This is a genomic window from Natranaeroarchaeum sulfidigenes (assembly GCF_017094485.1).
Lineage (GTDB): Archaea > Halobacteriota > Halobacteria > Halobacteriales > Natronoarchaeaceae > Natranaeroarchaeum > Natranaeroarchaeum sulfidigenes.
Genome location: NZ_CP064786.1, coordinates 1,872,945 through 1,889,222, shown reverse-complemented (window position 1 = coordinate 1,889,222; position 16,278 = coordinate 1,872,945). Strand labels below are relative to the sequence as shown.

Sequence of the window (16,278 nt, the reverse complement as noted above, 5' to 3'; positions counted from 1 at the left end):
CGGCGTCGGCTTCGTCGCTATCCGGCGACCGACAGTGAGCCGTCCGGGGCCTGCTCTTTGAGCGTATTCATCCGCTCACGAGCCGCCGAGCGAGTTGGATAGCTTTCGGCACTTTCGGCGAGACCGATCCCGTTCTCGTCGACGAGTCGCCAGATCCAGCCGCCCTCCTGTTGGTGCAACTCGAAGGTCGGATCGTCTATCTCCAGGATGCTCGCACTGACCAGTAGGTCTCTGATGTCATCGATAGCATCGATGAGCGCGGATCGTTCCTCGTAGACGGTTGCGCTCGCCGCGACGACGTCCTCGTCGCCGTTCAGGAGTTGCCAGCGCCAGCCGTCGTCAGCTTCGACGATTTCGATACCAGCCGTTTCAAATTCGAGGAACTCCGCATCCGGGGCGAGCACCTGTAGCTCCTCGATAGTGTCCAGCACCACCTCCCGTGTGTCGTACTGTCCACCACTCCGGGCATACACAGTACGGTCACGGTCGATCAGTTCCCAGCTCCAGCCGCTCTCCGATTGCTGGAGCCTGATTGCTGCGTCCTCTATCGTGAACGTCGTCGCGTCACCGGCGTTAGCTTTCAGCTCCTCGATCGCTGATTCGGCAGCTTCGGCCTCCTCGTAGCTGCGTCCACCGACCACAACCGTCTCGCGCTGCTGATCGAGCACGTCCCACCGATACTCCGAATCCGGATCGATCTCGAACGCCAGCCCCTCGATCGTATGAATCGCTGCACTCGTGGCGTTCGGTTTGACGCGCTCGATAGCTCCTTCCGCATCGTCTCGGGTCGCGTATCCCTCTGGACTCTCGGCAATGATGGTGTTGTCCTCGTAGAGACAGCGCCATTGCCAGTCGTCGCTCCCCTCACTGAAGACCTCGAAGATCGCTCCGTCGATCGATTCTACATCCGCACCGGGTGAGTTGTCCACGAGGTAGTCCATGGCCTCTCGCGCGCCTTGCTTTGTCGCATGGCTCTTTGCGCCCTCCGCGACCAGCCGACCACCCTCGTCGATCAGCCGCCAGCCCCAGCTATCGTTGTCGTTCTGGAACAGCTCGAACGCCGCGGTTTCGATCTCTAGCAGTTCTGCGTCCGGCGCTTTCTCTTTTAGCGTCACCATAGCATTGCCCGCGTCGTCTTTGGAGTCATAGGCCTGCCCGCTATCGGCGAGCACTGCGCCGTCCTCGTCGATCAGCCGCCAGCGCCAGTCGCCGGTGACGGTCTGGTACTGCTGGAACGCTGCCGTCTCGAACTCCAACAGGTCGGCCTCGCTGGCCTGTTCTCTGACACGTTCAATCGCCTCTTCGGCGTCCTCGATGGTCTCGTATCCCTGCGTGTGGTCGGCGATGACCTCACGCTCGTCGGTGACAAACCGCCAGTTCCATCCCTCGTTTGCACGGTAGATCTCGTACTCCGCACCGTCAAACTGAACGGTCTTTGCGTCAGCAGCCTCCGCACACAGCCGCTCTGCTCCCTGCTGTACGTCCGACCGATCGCCGGCTCCACCCGGGCTTCTTGCAACCGTCTCGTCGTCATCATCCAGTAGCCGCCATTGCCAGTCCGATCCGGACTGATACACTTCGATCCCTGGCTGGCCGCTATGCAGGACGGTCGCTGATCCGAACTGATCGAGTACCTCGTCGGCACCCGTCTCTGCGTTGCGCCGCGAGTCGAACCCGACAGCACTGCGTGCGACCTCTTCATCAGCTGTATCCAGTAGACGCCAGCACCACTCTCCGCCATCCTCGAACAGTTCGACGCCGAACGAGTCGAATGCCAGCACTCGAGCATCTCCGATACGGTCCGTTACAGATGCGATAGCGTCCTCCGCGCTTGCCTCGTCGGCGTGTCGGTTCGGACTCTCGGCCATCACCGTCCGTTCCTCATCGAGGAGTCGCCAGCGCCAGTCATCGCCGTCACGATAGACGTCGAAGGCTGCCCCCTCGATATCCAGCAACGGTGCATCGGGTCCCCGATCCTTCGTGAAACTGACTGCGTCTTCGGCCTCGTCACGGCTATCGTACTGATCGACGCTCTCCGCAATGACGCTCCCGTCGTCCCGCATCAGCACCCACCGCCAGACCCCCTGTTCGTTCTCGTATAGCCGAAACGCTGCTGTCGTTATCTCGAGCAACCGCGCCGAGTTGACTTTCGCTTTCAGGGTATCAACTGCGTCCTTTGCGGCCGTTCGGCTCTCCAGCGAGTCTATCCCGGTAGCGAGTGCACTTTGCTGGACGGCTCGCCACGTCCACTCCGATCCGGGGCGGCGGAACACGCTGAACAGGGTTCCGTGGTCCTTCTGGCCGACCAGCACAGGTGGGTGTGCGTCGAGCCCCTGCATCTCGTCTTCCACGAGCATCCCCTCTTTCCCGGTGAGGATCGGCACCAGTACGATCACCCCCGCGACGATGGCCAGTCCCACGGAATAAATCGCGACGACAACACCACTGTAGTCGGCCGCGGAGTCAACCCACCAGTTACTGGGATAAGCGAGATTGAATGCGATCACACCAATAAACGTGACACCCAGTCCGACGAGTGTGGCGTGGATACCTCGTTCGCGCACTGGCAGGAGTAACACGATCCCGAACATCGCGAGCGGCAACCCACCCGCCGCGAGTGAGACACCCGCGCCACGCAGGAACCAGTTCGGATCGCCCGCCTGCCAGAGTTCGGTGACGAACAACAGGATCCCCGCGAACCCGAGCACGTACCCGATAATGAACAGCCAGTAGCCGTATACCTGCTTTTTCGATTTCGGTTCTCCGATATACTGCTCGTACAGCGAGAACAGGATTCCACCCCGTATGTTAGCGTTCGACATTGTAACGAACAAAACGATGAAACAATCTACAATAAAGCTGCCTCTGAATGTAATGTCTTACACATGTCTAAAATCATAAATGAAATATCCAGTTCACACTGTCAGAACAGCGTTCACTCACTGGGCTATGGCTCGCTCTGACGTCGTTGCACGAGACGGGCGTGGCATGGATCCGAGCGGAGACAATCGTGCTCGTACGCTTCACCTATTGTGCGGGCTGTGTCTCTCGGGGTCGAGTCCCGAGGTGTCGTCATTACTACTCGCTATAACTCGCAGTCGATGACGGGCGTGACGGGATTCGAACCACATGAAGACGTCCTCGCTTCGCTGCGCGTGACCTCCCTGATTCGAATCCCTGCGGTTCGTTCTCGACCTCACTAGCGCTCGGTACGAGAACGGGCGTGACGGGATTCGAACCACCGGAACGTCAGTCGCTCCGCCCCCTCGATCCGTACTTCGAATCCCTGCGGTTCGTTCTCGACCTCACTAGCGCTCGGTACGAGAACGGGCGTGACGGGATTCGAACCCGCGATCGAAAGGTTAGGAACCTTTCGCCCTATCCGCTAGGCCACACGCCCAGGCAACATGACTCGATAAAAAGGCGACTAGTTATTCGTCTCGGTTTCAGTTTCGGTGTCGGTGCTCGACGGGGTCGTGTCAGTGTCGAGGTCGGTGTCGATATCCGTATCGATGTCCGTGTCGACATCGGCTCCTTCTCGAATTTCCTGTAGTTCCTGTTCCACTTCTTCTCGGCCCTTCTGGAACTCCCCCATCGCTTCGCCGGTCGACCGAGCAAGTTTCGGGATCTTGTTTGCACCGAACAAAAGCACTGCGATGAGCAAGACCACCACTAGCTCCATCCCGCCGGGCACAGCGAACAGCGGTGTGATTTCAACTGCCATCTCTATACGTTGCTTGCTCGCTCGCGATTATAGGCTTTTTGCATGGGATTTCAGAGACACGATACCGGATCGCCGCTCCTCCATGCGTTCTCCCCCAAACGGAACTGATTTGACGGAAACCCGACAACGCACGGCGTGATAGTTAATACGGGCGAAGACGCACTCTATTTTACTGCACCGATTGCAACCGGTGACATCGAGTCGGTAACGCTCTCGGAGGAGCTCGACAGTGGTCCAATCGCACCTGTGTTCTTCTCGGGCGCGTTCACGAGTATCTGTACCGACGAGATGTGTGGATCCCAGGACCAGCTCGCGTCATTTGAGGACGTGGGAGCGACGCTGTACGGCATCAGCCGGGATACTCCATTTGCGCTCAACGAGTTCCGCAGTCAGAACGACCTCGAGTTCGGACTCGTGAGCGATCTGAACCAAGAGATTCTCGACGACCACGGTGTCTCGAATGACTTTACCGACACAGAGGTCAATGGCGTCGCCAAGCGATCGGTGTTCATCGTCGACGGCGATGGACGAATCACCTACAAATGGAGCGGTGACAACCCTGGCGTCGAACCCGACTACGACGCAGCTGTTCGGGCTGGTGCGGCCGTGGAGAACCGAATCGTGTTCTGAACAGTGCACTCGGAGGACTTTTTCCCGTTCCCACACTCAGTACCGGTATGTCCGACTCCGACCATCGCGTGTACTCGCCCGCGGACGATCATGCCTTCCCCGACGAGCGAGTCAACGATGTCCTCGAACGAATCCACCAGGATACGGAGATACAGACCTATCTCGAGGCCCAAAACGTCAATCCCGTCGATCGAATGCGGTACAACGATCATGGAGCGAAACACATCGAGATCGTCCAGCATCGCGCGCTTTGTCTTTACGATCTCCTGAAATCCGCTGGTGTCGAATTCAACGGCGCCCGACAGCAAGGCCTCGACGAAGCCGACGAACCGGTGATTATCGCTCTCGCTGCAACGCTTCACGATATCGGTCACGTCATCCATCGCGACGATCACGCATACTACTCGCTCCCGCTGGCCGCGGATATCCTCGATCGTCTCCTCGACGAGTTCTACGACCTGTCAGACGCCATCCGGATCAAAGGCGAAGTACTTCACGCCATCCTCTGTCATCACAGCTCCGAGACGCCACTGACGACCGAGGCTGGCGTGATTCGCGTCGCCGACGCGCTTGATATGGAACGGGGGCGCTCACGCGTTCCGTACGAGGATGGTGGGCGCGGAATCAATACGATCTCCAGTCGGGCGATCGACACCGTCTCGCTCCGACCCGGTGAGGAGCGGTCCGTCCTCGTGGAGATCAGGATGACCAATGCCGCTGGCGTCTACCAAGTAGATAACCTGCTCAAACGGAAACTAAAAAACTCTCGGCTTGAAGACCACATTCGAATCGTCGCTATCAACGCCCGCGAAGACGAAGACAGGCTGGTCGAACGGATCGAACTCTGAGCCGTGAGTTCTGACGCCGATGGTTCGTGGTCGGATTCACGTCAAGAATTGAGGATCCCTGGCGGATCGGCGTTTCCGCCATGATTTCTGGTCTGCTGCTGGTTGCGTTCCGTGAACAACTTGTGGCGGTCTGACCACTCACCGGAGGGAACCGTACGGCCAGTGGTCCAAACTCGTCCTGTTACACCTTTTCGGGATGGTTGCCCTTCCCGAGGCTATCGGTTCTCCAATCGCTGACCGATTCTGCGACCGGTATACGTTTGCGTCCAGAAAAGGGGCACTCAGTCGCTTCGCACAGGGTAGTAACATCCGTCCTCGCATCGAACATATCCCTTGCCGGAGAGTGACCGCAACAGGCTGTGCAGCGCGAGCTTGGTAATGCCGACCTGTGATTGGATCTGATCGACCGTCGCACCGTTCTCGAACTGTCGCAGGCAGAGATACACGAGCTTCGCCTGTGCAGACTCTAATTCCTCGGGAAGCGGTTCGACCTCCGCTTCCGCACTCCGGGACGTGACTGTCATCACTCACCGGTTACCCTTCGACAATAATAAAACCACTCTACAACGATTGTCGAACCCGGTTCCCTCTCCGGATTACTGGGCTCACAGCGTGATCTGTGAGGACGATCCTCGACATTTGAAGCCGTTATCACAGATCTCAGGCAGGTTCTTTCGACTCCTGTCGAGTATGTATTCTGTCACCTATTAGCACAGATCTGCTCCATTCAGGGCTCCGATTCCCGGAGCGGTATCTCGTTCTGGCCCGTTGTGGTCTCCGTTTTTGCCGAGGGTACGATCGCGGAAGGGGCGGGATTTGAACTCGCTCAGACGTGCTCGCTTCGCTGCGCGCGACTGATCTGCTCAAATCCCTCAGTGTACGCTTTGCTCCTCGTGTCTACTCGTCGCAAAAGCGGAAGGGGCGGGATTTGAACCACGCGAAGCCTTTGAGTATTCACCGCGTCGGCAAGGGAAACCCCTCACCGGACGGTGGCGCTCTACCACTGAGCTACCCTTCCTCACACTCAGCTATGCTACGCCGACTTATAAATCTCGCTCCGATGGTCGGGTAACTGTTTTGTCTGCTCCCCCTCGAAGTAGGGACAAATGAACGTTACACTGACAGCGCTTGCGATGCTTACCGGACTCCTCGCGGGCGCACTATTTAGCTACCTCCAGATTCCGATCCCCGCCCCGCCGGAACTTCCCGGCCTGATGGGTATCGTCGGAATCTACGCGGGGTACAAACTGATCCAGTGGCTCGGTATCGGCTTCGATCTACTCGCCGCACTCGGTCTCGAATAATAAAAAGGGAACCGATCAGTAACTACGCTCTTTCGGCTCGTACGTCTTGTTTTCGCCCTCCAGAAGCACCGGTTTGTACCAGATGTCTGGCGATCCGTCTTCCCACGAAATCAGCGTGTGCTTGAGCCACTTGTCGTCTTTGCGCTCCTGATGTTCCTGTCGCCAGTGCGCACCGCGGAACTCGTCACGTGCGAGTGCACCGAGCGTAATCGTTTCGGCGAGATCAATGAGGTTACGCGTCTCGATCGTCTGCTGGAGATCGGTGTTGAACGTCCGCGAAGGATCGTCAACGTAGACATCCTGATAGTCCTCACGCGCCTTTCGAATCTCGCGGAGTGCGGTCCGTAGTCCCTCCTCGTTCCGGAAGACGTTGACGTTCTCCGTCATCGCCTTCTGAAGCCGTTCGCGGATCTCGGCGTGCTGGATTCCATCGTCTTTTTCGAGCAGATACTCCACACGATCACGCTGTCGTTCGACAGCCGTCTCGACAATCGTGTCGGGATCGGCGATCGTTCCGGTGCCGCCGTCGGCGACCGCACTGCCATCCGCTGGATCGATCGCACCCGGTTCGACCGGGGTATCGACCTCACCGTCCTCCGCGTCGTCCGTTCGCCCGGTTGGGATCTCTGCCTCGCCAAGGTCCGCTCCGGCAGCATGCTTCCCGGCGCGTTTGCCGAACACGATTAGCTCCGGCAGCGCGTTCCCACCGAGGCGGTTCGCGCCGTGAACCGACGCACAGGCACATTCGCCTGCCGCGTAGAGGCCCTCGATACACGTTTCGCCGTTCTCGTCGGTCTCGATCCCGCCCATTGCATAGTGCTGCCCGGGCTTGACCGGCATCGGCTCTTTCATCCCGTCGACGCCCTCGAAGTCCTCCGCGAGGTGGAGGATGTTTTCAAGTCGATCGTTGATTCGTTCCTCCCCAAGGTGGCGCATATCGAGATGCACGTACTCGTCGTTGATACCACGCCCCTCGTTTATTTCTGTCAACTCGGCGCGGGACACGACGTCCCGCGATGCGAGTTCCCCCTCGTTGTTCGCGTAGCCACGCTCGAACATGAATCGCTCCCCGTCGGCGTTGTAGAGGATTCCACCCTCTCCGCGGACTCCTTCGGAGATCAACACTCCTGTGGACGGGAGCGTTGTCGGGTGGAACTGGACGAATTCCATGTCCTCCATCGGGACGCCAGCACGGTAGGCCATCGCCTGCCCATCGCCCGTACAGGAGACCGCATTCGTGGTATGATCGAACACCTGTCCGGGACCACCAGTCGCAAGAATCACGCCGTCGTTCGCTTTGAACCCGGCAATCTCGCCGGACTGGACGTCGTACCCGACGACGCCGTGACAGGTCCGGTCCTCCGGGTCCTCCTCACCGGAGATCGCAAGATCCGCGACGAACCACTCGTCGTACACTTGCACGCCGTGCTTGACGACCTGCTCGTACATCGTGTGTAGCAGGTGGTGTCCTGTTTCCGCGCCCGCGTACGTCGTGCGCGGGAACGAGAGCCCACCGAACGGTCGCTGGGAGACTGTACCGTCCTCCTCACGAGAGAAGGGCATTCCCCAGTGTTCGAGCTTGATGACGTCCTCGGGGGCGTCCTGTGCCAGCGTCTCGATTGCTGGGGCGTCGCCGAGATAGTCCGACCCCTTCATCGTGTCGTAGGCGTGTAGCTCCCAGTCGTCACCCTCACGGAGCGCGGCGTTGATTCCTCCTTCTGCCGCACCGGTATGGCTCCGGACCGGGTGGAGTTTCGTCACGATGGCCGTGTCTGCGCCAGCGTTCTGTGCGGCGATCGCCGCGCGAAGGCCCGCGCCTCCCGCGCCGACCACGATTACGTCGTGTTCGTACATTGTTTACCAGAACTTCAGGTTGTTTTTGACAGCTTCCCGCTTGAGCTCCTGAATGTGCTCGGTCAGCGGGATATCTTTCGGACACACCTCGGTACAGGAGAACTGGGTCTGACAGCGCCAGACACCGTGTTCCTGTTCGAGGATGTTGAGTCGGTGCTGTTTGAGCTCCTCTTCTTCCCGGTCGTCCATCGCGAACTTGTAGGCCTTGTTGATGGCTGCCGGGCCGAGGTAGTCGTTGTCGCCTGCCGCGATGTTACACGAGGACATACACGCGGCACACCAGATACACCGTGAGGACATCTTGATTTTCTCCCGGTTCTCTCTGGTCTGGCGCTGTTCTTCCAGTTCGCTCGAATCGGGCGTATCCTCGCTCTGGAAGTACGGCTCGACGGCGTGCATCTGGTCGTAGAAGTGATCCATGTCGACGACTAGATCCTTCACGACATCCTGATGGGGTAGAGGCTCGATCCGGACCGGCTCCTCCAAGTCGCCGAGCTGTGTCTTGCAGGCCAACTGTTGTCGGCCATTAATGAAGAAGGCGTCCGAGCCACAGACGGCCTGTCGACAGGAGTGCCGGAAAGTCAGCGACGAGTCGTAGTGATCACGTGCATAGATCACCGCGTCAAGCACCGTCATCCCCTTCTCGTAGGGGACGTGGAAGTCGTCAAAGCGCGGCTCTTGCTTTGCGGCGACTTCGGGATCGTACCGAAACACCTTGATCTGGACGGCGTTCTCCTCGAAGTCGGCCTTCTCGTCGGCTTTTACCTTTTCAGCGCGCTCTTTTGCTTTCGCGCGTTTCTTTTCCAGTCTCCGTTCGGCCGACGGTTTCTCCTCTGTTTCGGCCTGCTCTTCGGTCTCGACTTTCGCTTTCTGTGTGCTCATACGATCGAAACACCTGCCATTGCGTTTGCAACGCGGATTCCCTGCACGACCAGTACGATACCTGCGAGAGTCAGCCCCCACTTGAGGGCCGTTCGCTTCGTCCCCTCGATACCCTGATTGACCAGTGCGTTGTAGACGCCGTTGATCCCGTGGAACGCCCCAGCGATCAGGAACAACACCATTGTCGTGTAGTACGCCGGATTCTGCATCCGTGCCTGTGTTCCCGCAAATTCGATTTCGTACGCGTGTGTTACGAAGTGTAGTTGGAAGAAGTGGAAAGAGAGCACGCCGATCAGGAACACGGCCGTAACTCGCTGCAGGAGCCAGGATGTCCCTCCGGGGGCGAACGAGGAGTATCGCTCCGCCATCAGAGTCCACCTCCGAGGAACGTCGGAACGCTCGCGACGACGATCAGTGCCGTCACGAACAGGGACGCATAGAAGCTCTTGTCCTGTGACTCCAGTCCGATGCCGAGGTCGACGAGCAGCAGTCGGATGCCGTTGAGGATGTGAAAGACCGCGACGGCGAGCAGCCCGACCTCGAGGATTCGGATCATCAACAGCCCCTCTAGCCCCTGAATTGTCGCATTATACGTCGCTTCACCTTCGATTGCCGTGCTCAGGACCGCGATGTGGGTGAACAGGTACCCGATCAGTACCCATCCGGTAAATTTGTGGAAAATCCAGGCCCACATTCCGGCCGAGAACTCCCGCCACCGCCCGAAGTCCTCGACGAGCCCGCGATTGTAAGACTGACTCATACTCTCGTATTGAACCTTGAACCGCGGTGGTATAGAAGTTACTAACGACGGTACGTTCTGTGACTCATCACGGATTTCTCATGTGTGTCTCAATGTGCGTGATCACGGGCGTCCTTGTCCGCGCGCACGCGTTAACAACAAACTATCGAGTTACGTCACCGACGACTTCCGCCTGCTCCTGATATCGGTTTCTGATGGTGATCTTGCTGACACCAGATGCCTCGTGAACATCGTCCTGGGTACAGGTTTCGTCTCGAAGTTTTGCGGCATAGTAGATGGCAGCCGCCGCAAATCCGGACGGAGACTTTCCAGACGCAACACCCTCCTCAGTCGCCACAGTGACGACGTTTCGTGCGAGTTCACGCGTCTCGTCGCTCAGTCCGAGAGTATTGGCGTACTCGTCGACGAACGGTTTCGGGTTGAACGTATCGACTGGTGTTCCGATCTCCGTCTGCACCCACTTCGACCGTCGTAGCAGATGTGAGTGTTCGATATCCGCTGCGTCCGCGATTGCGCTCGATGTCACGGGCGCACCTTCCTGTTTGCACGCGACGTACAGCGCTGCAGCCGCGACCGTGGTCAGTGAGCGTCCCTGCTGTGTCTCTTCTGTATACACTCTGGTGAAGATAGCTCCTGCAGTTTCTACGACGGCGTCACGTACGTCAAGCGTCGCTCCGAACTCTCCGATCCGCTCGCGTCCACGTTCATGTAAAGCTTCGATGTCCATCTCTGCCGGTCGTCTCCTGAATACCCTACATTCTCGTCGGATCTCCCATGTACTTTGTGCCAATTTTCCTTGCCACGTAGTTCGTTGTCCTTTCTCAATGTACTCGCGAGACGACGCTCTTTTATATCCCCGTGCCATCCGAACGTAATGCGAAGAACGATACGACGTGGTCGCGGGACGTTCGATCCGTCCCGTGATCTCAGACCTGACAAACGAGTCGGTCTCGGTGAATCCGAGACGATGGGTTTATATGTCCCACTCGACTTCGTTTTGATCCGAACGGTCGTCGGCGGCTCGCCGCCGACACCACGGGTCGAAACGAACGAGATTGGATCGGACGGCTCCGATCCGAAGGGGTTATATGCCCAACTCTCGTTTGTTTAGGTCCGAAAGAGATGAGGATTCCACCCCTGCGGTCCGCCGTACACGATGGAATCTGATGTTAGCTCTGGTAGTTCGGCGACATCCGGGCGCTCGTGCCTGGTCGTCGCCGGATTACGGACTCATGCAATGTTACAAACGCGATCTCGTTCCCACTACGGGAACGAATGGTGACGCCATCCCTCTGGGATGGCATCCCGCCTAACCGCCTCCCACCAGGGAGGCACATTCCGGTTGATCCTGCCGGAGGCCATTGCTATGGGGATCCGATTTAGCCATGCTAGTCGCACGAGTTCAGACTCGTGGCGGAAAGCTCAGTAACACGTGGCCAAACTACCCTCTGGACGAGCATACTCTCGGGAAACTGAGGCTAATACTCGATACCGTTCCGCTGCTGGAACTGCACGGAACCGCAAACGCTCCGGCGCCAGAGGCTGTGGCTGCGGCCGATTAGGTAGACGGTGGGGTAACGGCCCACCGTGCCAGTAATCGGTACGGGTTGTGAGAGCAAGAGCCCGGAGACGGTATCTGAGACAAGATACCGGGCCCTACGGGGCGCAGCAGGCGCGAAACCTTTACACTGCACGACAGTGCGATAAGGGGATCCCCAGTGCGAGGGCATATAGTCCTCGCTTTTCACCACCGTAGGGAGGTGGTGGAACAAGAGCTGGGCAAGACCGGTGCCAGCCGCCGCGGTAATACCGGCAGCTCAAGTGATGGCCGCGATTATTGGGCCTAAAGCGTCCGTAGCCCGCCAGGTAAGTTTATCGGGAAATCTACGTGCTCAACGCGTAGGCGGCCGGTGAAACCTGCCTGGCTTGGGACTGGACGGCTCGAGGGGTACGACCGGGGTAGGAGTGAAATCCTATAATCCTGGTCGGACCACCGGTGGCGAAAGCGCCTCGAGAGGACAGATCCGACGGTGAGGGACGAAAGCCAAGGTCACGAACCGGATTAGATACCCGGGTAGTCTTGGCCGTAAACGATGCCCGTTAGGTGTGGCACAGGCTACGAGCCTGTGCTGTGCCGCAGTGAAGACGATAAACGGGCCGCCTGGGAAGTACGTCCGCAAGGATGAAACTTAAAGGAATTGGCGGGGGAGCACTACAACCGGAGGAGCCTGCGGTTTAATTGGACTCAACGCCGGACATCTCACCAGCATCGACAACAGGAGTGACGATCAGTGTGATGAGCTTATCAGACCTGTTGAGAGGAGGTGCATGGCCGCCGTCAGCTCGTACCGTGAGGCGTCCTGTTAAGTCAGGCAACGAGCGAGACCCGCATCCTTAATTGCCAGCACTGGCTCGCGCCAGGTGGGTACATTAGGGAGACTGCCGTGGCTAACACGGAGGAAGGAACGGGCAACGGTAGGTCAGTATGCCCCGAATGTGCTGGGCGACACGCGGGCTACAATGGTCGAGACAGTGGGATGCAACCCCGAAAGGGGACGCTAATCTCCGAAACTCGATCGTAGTTCGGATTGAGGGCTGAAACTCGCCCTCATGAAGCTGGATTCGGTAGTAATCGCCGCTCAGAAGGCGGCGGTGAATACGTCCCTGCTCCTTGCACACACCGCCCGTCAAAGCACCCGAGTGGGGTCCGGATGAGGCCGCTTTCGGCGGTCGAATCTGGGCTCCGCAAGGGGGCTTAAGTCGTAACAAGGTAGCCGTAGGGGAATCTGCGGCTGGATCACCTCCACTGACCGGGATCGGGGCGACGCCCCGACCCACCTACATATTCATAGTCCGCATGCCGGCGACGCCACCACGAGCGTCCGGACGCTAACGAACTACCAGAGCTAACACTATACACCATCTCCCCGGAAGGGGAGTGGGCCCATAGCTCAGTGGTAGAGTGCCTCCTTTGCAAGGAGGATGCCCAGGGTTCGAATCCCTGTGGGTCCATGGCTCGTGCTCGAATCGAGAACCGTTGCCCTTATACGGCAATGGGCGCTCGATTGGAGTACGACGAAACTGATGCACCATCCCGTGCAAGCGCGGATGGGAAGGGTTGAACATTCGGCTAGACCACCCCGAATGTGAGGAAACCATGTGTACGTGCGATCCAGACGTCCACTGGACCAGTTCCGCAGACAGCGAGTCTGCTCTGACGTGGTCCAACACAGACGACACACGAATTATTTGCGTGGCTACAACGCTGACTGGTGAATAGCTCGGCTCGAGAGCCGACGACGGACGTGCCAAGCTGCGAAAAGCCCGAGGGAGCCGCACGGAGGCGAAGAACTCGGGGTTTCCGAATAGGAATCCTCTTTGCAATTGCTTTGCGCAATGGGGAACGCCGAGAACTGAAACATCTCAGTATCGGCAGGAACAGAAAGCAATCCGCGATATCGTTAGTAACCGCGAGTGAACGCGACACAGTCCAAACCGAAGCCCTCACGGGCAATGTGGTGTTCGGACTGACTCTCACTTCTGGACCGTCTACGAGAAGTCTCCTGGAATGGAGCGTGAAACAGGGTGACAACCCCGTACCGTAGACCAGTACAGAACGCGTCAGCTCCAGAGTAACAGGGGTTGGATATCCCTTGTGAATATCTCAGGCATCGACTGAGAAGACTAAACACTCCTCGAGACCGATAGCGAACAAGTAGCGTGAGCGAACACTGAAAAGTATTCCATAACGGATGGTGAAATAGGGCTTGAACTCAGTCAGCCACTGAGCGACGGGGCACAGAAGGTCCCATGAAAAACGAGGTATCCGCGAGGATACAGTAGGAATCATGGGAAGCCGGTGTTCCGTCGTGCGTTTTGAAAAACGAGCCAGAGAGTGTGTCTGAATGGCGAGTCTAACCCGAGCATCGGGGAAGGCACAGGGAAACCAATACGGCCGCAGTCTTACGACGAGGGCCACCGTGTTCAAGCGCGGGGAGCCATTCGGACACGACCCGAATCCGGACGATCTATGCGTGGGCAAGGTGAAGCATGGCGAAAGCCATGTGGAGGCCTGCTAGAGTTGGTGTTTTACAATACCCTCTCGTGACCCACGTATAGGGGTGAAAGGCCCATCGAGTCCGGCAACAGCTGGTTCCAACCGAAACATGTCGAAGCATGACCTGCGCCGAGGTAGTTCGTGGGGTAGAGCAACCGATTGATGACCCCGCCTCCGAGAGGAGTCGGCTCATCTGTCAAACTCCGAACCTACGAACGCTGTTGACGCGTGGAATCCGGTGCGCGGGGTAAGCCTGCGTACCGTAAGGGAGACAACCCAGCGCCGGGTTAAGGTCCCAAACTGTGGATTAAGTGCGATCGAAGGTGGTCCCGAGCCCCAGACAGCCGGGAGGTGAGCTTAGAAGCAGCTACCCTCTAAGAAAAGCGTAACAGCTTACCGGCCGAGGTTCGGGGCGCCCAAAATGATCGGGGCTCAAATCCACGACCGAGACCTGGCCGCACCCCTGACAGGGTGATCGAGTAGGTTGGCGCTCCAGTTGGGTGGAAGCACGGGTGAGAACTCGTGTGGACCGACTGGTGACGACAATTCTGGCCATAGTAGCAGCGATAGTCGGGTTAGACCCCCGACGGCCTAATGGATAAGGGTTCCTCGGCAATGCTGATCAGCCGAGGGTTAGCCGGTCCTAAGATCTCTCGTAACTCGCGGAGATCGAAGCAGGGTAACGGATTAATATTTCCGTGCCACCATACACTCAAAGGAGACGTTTCGGGGTCGCCCAGGCTGGGCTCGCGCCCAGTGTAACCGTCTAACTCCGTGGAAGCCGTAATGGCACGAAGCGGACGAACGGCGGGATGCCGCAAGCTGGGTCAACCTGGAACCCGTGAAAATCCGAGTATGGTGTCCGTACCGAGAACCGACACAGGTATCCATGGCGGCGAAAGCCAAGGCCTGTCGGGAGCAACCGACGTTAGGGAATTCGGCAAGTTAGTCCCGTACGTTCGCAAGAAGGGATGCCTGCTCTCTATGGAGCAGGTCGCAGTGTCTCGGACGCTCCGACTGTCTAGTAACAACACAGGTGACTGCAAATCCGCAAGGACTCGTACAGTCACTGAATCCTGCCCAGTGCGGGTATCTGAACACCCAGTACAATGGGACGAAGGACCCGTTAACGGCGGGGGTAACTATGACCCTCTTAAGGTAGCGTAGTACCTTGCCGCTTCAGTAGCGGCTTGCACGAATGGATGAACGAGAGCGTCACTGTCCCAACGTTGGGCCCGGTGAACTGTACATTCCAGTGCGGAGTCTGGAGCCCCCCAAGGGGAAGCGAAGACCCTATGGAGCTTTACTGCAGGCTGTCGCTGAGACACGGTCGCTAGTGTGCAGGATAGGTAGGAGCCGTTACACAGGTACCCGCGCTAGCGGGCCACCGAGGCACACGTGAAATACTACCCACTAGTGACTGTGACTCTCACTCCTGGCGGAGGACACCGGTAGCCGGGCAGTTTGACTGGGGCGGTACGCGCTTGAGAGAAGATCGAGCGCGCCCCATGATTATCTCAGCCGGGTCAGAAATCCGGCGCAGAGTGCAAGAGCACAAGATAGTCTGACAGTGTCCAGCCTAACGATGGACGCTGACGCGAAAGCGGGGTCTAGCGAACCAATCATGGTCCTCAATGGGCCAGATTGATGACAGAAAAGCTACCCTAGGGATAACAGAGTCGTCACCCGCAAGAGCACATATCGACCGGGTGGCTTGCTACCTCGATGTCGGTTCCCTCCATCCTGCCCGTGCAGAAGCGGGCAAGGGTGAGGTTGTTCGCCTATTAAAGGAGGTCGTGAGCTGGGTTTAGACCGTCGTGAGACAGGTCGGCTGCTATCTATTGGGGGTGTTTGAGTACCTGACGGGAACGAGCATATAGTACGAGAGGAACTGTGCTTGGGTGCCACTGGTGTACCGGTTGTCCGCAAGGGCACGTGCCGGGCAGCTACGCACCACGGGGTAAGAGCTGAACGCATCTAAGCTCGAAACCCACCTGGATACGAGGTACTCCTGAGGTTACTCGTAGAAGAGGAGTTCGATAGACTCGGGATGTTAGCGTCGAGGCAACGAGACGTTGAGTCCGCGAGCACTAACAAACCAAGCCAATCACTCATAACGAGTGTTCATCTGCACTGGTCCACGAACAGAGCGTATTCGCGCTGTGTGAACTGGTCCAGGCGTAAACTGGATCGCACGTACACAAGAGTGGTCACCGACC

Annotated in this window: 12 protein-coding genes, 3 tRNA genes and 2 rRNA genes; 7 read left to right on the top strand and 10 right to left on the bottom strand. The window is 58.2% G+C overall.

All coding sequences use genetic code 11. From position 1 onward, the window contains the following. Window positions 1-17 precede the first annotated feature (17 nt). The 3 genes from AArcS_RS09735 to tatA all read right to left on the bottom strand — a co-directional run bounded on the left by AArcS_RS09735 (window position 18) and on the right by tatA (window position 3,724). Window positions 18-2,822 carry a DUF1508 domain-containing protein gene (locus AArcS_RS09735; RefSeq protein ID WP_238477224.1) on the bottom strand — a complete coding sequence of 935 codons (2,805 nt, stop codon included), beginning with the start codon at window positions 2,820-2,822 and terminating at the stop codon, window positions 18-20. Between the two features lie 505 nt (window positions 2,823-3,327). Then, window positions 3,328-3,400 (bottom strand) — tRNA-Arg (locus AArcS_RS09730). Between the two features lie 27 nt (window positions 3,401-3,427). Then, window positions 3,428-3,724 (bottom strand): twin-arginine translocase TatA/TatE family subunit, encoded by a 297-nt coding sequence (gene tatA, locus AArcS_RS09725; protein WP_238477223.1) that lies wholly within the window; start codon window positions 3,722-3,724, stop codon window positions 3,428-3,430. Window positions 3,725-3,862: 138 nt separating this feature from the next. Between tatA and AArcS_RS09720 the strand changes: the two genes are divergently transcribed. Beyond that, complete coding sequence (locus AArcS_RS09720; RefSeq protein ID WP_238479996.1) at window positions 3,863-4,354, top strand: redoxin domain-containing protein; 492 nt, start codon at window positions 3,863-3,865, stop codon at window positions 4,352-4,354. A 47-nt stretch (window positions 4,355-4,401) separates the two neighbouring features. Continuing rightward, window positions 4,402-5,202: an HD domain-containing protein gene (locus tag AArcS_RS09715; RefSeq protein WP_238477222.1), complete on the top strand. Its 801-nt coding sequence runs from the start codon at window positions 4,402-4,404 to the stop codon at window positions 5,200-5,202. Window positions 5,203-5,483: 281 nt separating this feature from the next. On the opposite strand, the gene AArcS_RS09710 is transcribed toward AArcS_RS09715, so the two are convergent. Both AArcS_RS09710 and AArcS_RS09705 read right to left on the bottom strand, forming a co-directional pair. Continuing rightward, the gene (locus AArcS_RS09710) at window positions 5,484-5,726 is read right to left on the bottom strand and encodes a TrmB family transcriptional regulator (protein WP_238477221.1); all 243 of its coding nucleotides are present in this window, start codon (window positions 5,724-5,726) and stop codon (window positions 5,484-5,486) included. A gap of 389 nt (window positions 5,727-6,115) precedes the next feature. Continuing rightward, window positions 6,116-6,220, bottom strand: a tRNA-OTHER gene (locus AArcS_RS09705). A gap of 88 nt (window positions 6,221-6,308) precedes the next feature. On the opposite strand from AArcS_RS09705, the gene AArcS_RS09700 reads away from it, so the two are divergent. Beyond that, the gene (locus AArcS_RS09700; RefSeq protein WP_238477220.1) at window positions 6,309-6,506 is read left to right on the top strand and encodes a XapX domain-containing protein; all 198 of its coding nucleotides are present in this window, start codon (window positions 6,309-6,311) and stop codon (window positions 6,504-6,506) included. 15 nt (window positions 6,507-6,521) lie between these two features. Here AArcS_RS09700 and AArcS_RS09695 read toward each other — a convergent pair whose 3' ends face one another. From AArcS_RS09695 to AArcS_RS09675, 5 genes are all read right to left on the bottom strand, one after another. Continuing rightward, complete coding sequence (locus tag AArcS_RS09695; protein WP_238477219.1) at window positions 6,522-8,360, bottom strand: FAD-binding protein; 1,839 nt, start codon at window positions 8,358-8,360, stop codon at window positions 6,522-6,524. Window positions 8,361-8,363: 3 nt separating this feature from the next. Continuing rightward, the gene (locus AArcS_RS09690; RefSeq protein WP_238477218.1) at window positions 8,364-9,242 is read right to left on the bottom strand and encodes a succinate dehydrogenase/fumarate reductase iron-sulfur subunit; all 879 of its coding nucleotides are present in this window, start codon (window positions 9,240-9,242) and stop codon (window positions 8,364-8,366) included. After that, window positions 9,239-9,610, bottom strand: coding sequence for a succinate dehydrogenase hydrophobic membrane anchor subunit (locus AArcS_RS09685; protein ID WP_238477217.1), 372 nt, complete (start codon window positions 9,608-9,610; stop codon window positions 9,239-9,241). The genes AArcS_RS09690 and AArcS_RS09685 overlap by 4 nt, the downstream gene beginning before the upstream one ends. Further along, window positions 9,610-10,002: a succinate dehydrogenase, cytochrome b556 subunit gene (gene sdhC / locus AArcS_RS09680; protein ID WP_238477216.1), complete on the bottom strand. Its 393-nt coding sequence runs from the start codon at window positions 10,000-10,002 to the stop codon at window positions 9,610-9,612. Before sdhC ends, AArcS_RS09685 begins: the two co-directional genes overlap by 1 nt. A gap of 142 nt (window positions 10,003-10,144) precedes the next feature. After that, complete coding sequence (locus AArcS_RS09675) at window positions 10,145-10,729, bottom strand: transcription initiation factor IIB family protein (RefSeq protein ID WP_238477215.1); 585 nt, start codon at window positions 10,727-10,729, stop codon at window positions 10,145-10,147. A 147-nt stretch (window positions 10,730-10,876) separates the two neighbouring features. On the opposite strand from AArcS_RS09675, the gene AArcS_RS09670 reads away from it, so the two are divergent. The 4 genes from AArcS_RS09670 to AArcS_RS09655 all read left to right on the top strand — a co-directional run bounded on the left by AArcS_RS09670 (window position 10,877) and on the right by AArcS_RS09655 (window position 16,171). After that, window positions 10,877-11,113 (top strand): hypothetical protein, encoded by a 237-nt coding sequence (locus AArcS_RS09670; protein WP_238477214.1) that lies wholly within the window; start codon window positions 10,877-10,879, stop codon window positions 11,111-11,113. Between the two features lie 224 nt (window positions 11,114-11,337). Then, a 16S ribosomal RNA gene (locus AArcS_RS09665) occupies window positions 11,338-12,808 on the top strand. Window positions 12,809-12,942: 134 nt separating this feature from the next. Beyond that, window positions 12,943-13,014 (top strand) — tRNA-Ala (locus AArcS_RS09660). Window positions 13,015-13,250: 236 nt separating this feature from the next. After that, window positions 13,251-16,171, top strand: a 23S ribosomal RNA gene (locus tag AArcS_RS09655). The 16S and 23S rRNA genes sit together here with 1 tRNA gene alongside, the layout of an rRNA operon. The last annotated feature ends 107 nt before the right edge of the window (window positions 16,172-16,278 follow it).